Source organism: Campylobacter sp. BCW_4338 (assembly GCF_001763255.1).
Lineage (GTDB): Bacteria > Campylobacterota > Campylobacteria > Campylobacterales > Campylobacteraceae > Campylobacter_D > Campylobacter_D jejuni.
The window spans coordinates 1-2,848 of record NZ_MJYJ01000051.1 but is presented as its reverse complement, the minus strand read 5'-3'; the positions used below and the strand labels follow the sequence as shown (position 1 = coordinate 2,848).

The 2,848-nt window shown below is 27.7% G+C and carries 4 protein-coding genes; all 4 read right to left on the bottom strand.

Annotation, left to right across the window (positions count from 1 at the left end; all coding sequences use genetic code 11):
• Positions 1 to 215 (bottom strand): hypothetical protein (locus AJN69_RS05490; RefSeq protein WP_002844212.1); only part of this gene is annotated, 215 nt, incomplete at its 3' end.
• A gap of 7 nt (positions 216 to 222) precedes the next feature.
• Positions 223 to 1,854, bottom strand: a complete 1,632-nt coding sequence (locus AJN69_RS10365; protein ID WP_261663831.1) for a lipase family protein — start codon at positions 1,852 to 1,854, stop codon at positions 223 to 225.
• A gap of 38 nt (positions 1,855 to 1,892) precedes the next feature.
• Entirely contained in the window at positions 1,893 to 2,219 is a 327-nt protein-coding gene (locus AJN69_RS10080) for a hypothetical protein (protein ID WP_002881839.1), read from the bottom strand.
• A 342-nt stretch (positions 2,220 to 2,561) separates the two neighbouring features.
• Positions 2,562 to 2,792, bottom strand: a complete 231-nt coding sequence (locus AJN69_RS05470) for a hypothetical protein (RefSeq protein WP_002881838.1) — start codon at positions 2,790 to 2,792, stop codon at positions 2,562 to 2,564.
• Positions 2,793 to 2,848: the final 56 nt, after the last annotated feature.

Here is a 2,848-nt window from a genome sequence, read left to right as displayed (position 1 = left end):
TTAGGAAGTTCATTTGAGCCTGTAAGGAGGGTGGAGTTTAGGAAGATATAAGCTTGATAGTTTTGAAGTTCTTCAAAAGTAAAATCTGTCGTTGCTTCTAATTTATAAAGTTCATCATAAATACTTTGACAATCAATGATGCTTTTATTTTCACAAAACAAATAAATACTTTTTTTATCTTTATGAATAGAATATAAAAAGTCTTTACCTATCATAATTTTCCTAAATAATACCTATTTTAGCTTTTCCATTAAAATACAAAGCTTGTGATATTTTACAAACTCCACCTAAATATTGCTCATCCCAAATTTGATCTTTTATTTTATAACTTTTTGAATTATATCCATATATTTTTGTTATATTATTAATATTTTCAAGACATTTCATATCTTTATAAACCACAATAAAAATTCTAAATTCCCCAATGGCAATTTTATGAGCTAAATTTTCTTGATTATTAATAAAGGAACAATCTTTTCTGTATTTATTAAAATCATTTTTATCAAGAATTAAAATGTATTTTTCTTTTTCTTGTGCCTTTAAAATAAAATCTATGATTTTTGTTTGACTAATGGTAGGAGTTTTATAACTTGTATAATAATTATCTCCAAGCTCTTCTAAAATACCATTTGTTTCTTGCATTATGGTGGCTATTAATGAAAGAAAATATTCAAAATGATTGATTTTTTCTGGAGAACTTCTAAAAAGTCCAAGAGGTCCATTTTTAAGAGCGAAATTTTTATTATTAATAGCATTATTTTTTAACACAAAAGTTTCTGTATAAATTTGAATATTTTTCATAAAATGATTAAGATACTCTATACACTCACTAAGGCTTTTATCTTTGACTTTGTTATGGTTAGCATCTAATTCTAAAAGATAGGAGTAGAAGTAAAGAGTTTGAGTTAGGGGGATTATGGAGTGCTCCCCTGTTACTCCAGAGCTTGTATTGATTGTATGAAGCAGTGTTGTATCGCTATATTGATTGTCTTGATGTAATCCTAGCTTAATCCCTAGTTTTGATATAGGAGAGCCGATATACCATTCATTTTTATATTCATTATTACTTGATTCACAATGAAAGATAGAATCTTGAATTGAGAGTTTGTATATATATCTTTCATCTCCTTTAAGTTCAAAATTTTGAGGTGTTCTCCTATCTTCTTTAAAATGTTGCCAATAATTATAAGCAAGTTGTCTATAATATGGTGCAATATCTGCTAAGATAGGAATGGCATTAATATCAAGTGTCATCATTGTTGTATGAGTAGAAAGACTCATTGTTATCCCATAGTATTGACTTTGTTTTTCTTGGATTATCTTGTGTAATATCTCTCGTATCTTACTTTCTAAGAAAATATTATCTTTGCCTAAATCTCTTGCTCTATTTGCTATATTTTCTATTTCTTCTTTTATAAATCTTTCTTGTTGTTCTTTACTGTGAAATATAAAGAGTTTTACTATATAATCATAAGGAGGTGCTATCTTTCTAGCTCCAGGTGCATTATAAGTATATAAAGCTTTGATATTGTTTCTATTCCTATCATCACAGATACTTAAAGCAAAGAGTTGTGCAAGACAGCCTCCAAGAGAGTGTCCTGTAATAGTAAGAGAATCTTTTTCTTTGATTTGTGGATAATCTTTAATACAAGTTTCATAAAAGTTTAGCATATCATCATATTGGGCTTTAGGTATAGAGCCTATGGTTAAAGAAGCATCAGCTACAAACAAATCTTTAAAGGAACTCATTTCTGTTCCTCTAATGGCTAAAATATAATTGATATAGCCATATTCACTGGTATAGCCTTCTTCTTTTGTTTTACTATCAATTTGTTTTCTTTTTTCTCCAAACAAAGTAGCAGAAAAGCCTGAATTTGTATTAGGACAATGTTTTAATAAATCATAGCGAGAAAAGAATTGTTTGGCTTGGAGTTGGGAGAAGTCGCCACTAAATAACTCATCATCAAAGAAGCCATTTTTAGCTTTCCTGTTTTTTCATCTTTAAAATATTTGTATTCTATGTTGAGAATATCAATTAGGGTGGGGAATACAGATTGGGTTGTATCTTCTTTAATATCTCTAAAATATTTTAATCTTTTCCAATCCTTACTATTTTCCTCTGGCTTATAACTTTCATTAGCTAAATGAAAATATCCATAGGCTGCCCAAGGAAGTTCTGCATTGTCTCGTAATTTAGTGATTAATCCTTTATTGTCCATTTTTGCTCCTTTGTATTGAAGTACAAACTGCAATATTCTTCTATCTCTATCCACTCAATATTATAACTAGCCACAGATTCTTACTCTAAATTGTAACGTCTTGTATTCCAAGTATCAAGTAAAATTATTGATGTAATGTTATCTTTAGAGATAAGTTTTTTATTGCTATACAGAATAGCCATTATATCATATCTAGTCTTTTTTATTTCTCCTATATATGTTGCATATTCTCTAAAATTTTGCAAATAGAATTGCTATTCTTTACTTATTTTATAAGCTCTTCTATTCAGCTCCTCCCAATCTAATGTATCCAAACTTAATCCAAAATACCCTAGAATCTTATTATACTTTAGGAAGTTCATTTAACTTACACATATTCCTAAATTGCCAATAACTAGGCTCTAAATAATAAGAATAAGGAGTATAATAAAAGATAATTAAGCCTATACTTCCAAGAAAGACTAAAAACTTTGAAACGCTTTTTGTAGATTTAAAGATGATTTTATAAATAAATTTTAATATAAGATAAGAAAGAATAGTAGAAATTATAATAAGAAGTAATATATATGTCATGGGTTATCTCCTTAGATTCTCTATTTTATTAAAATTAAGATGTAATTTTGTGGTTT

Bases quoted from the DNA above. Each gene is read 5' to 3' on its own strand.
- AJN69_RS10080 (WP_002881839.1), bottom strand. From the start codon at position 2,219: ATGGACAATAAAGGATTAATCACTAAATTACGAGACAATGCAGAACTT.
- AJN69_RS05470 (WP_002881838.1), bottom strand. From the start codon at position 2,792: ATGACATATATATTACTTCTTATTATAATTTCTACTATTCTTTCTTAT.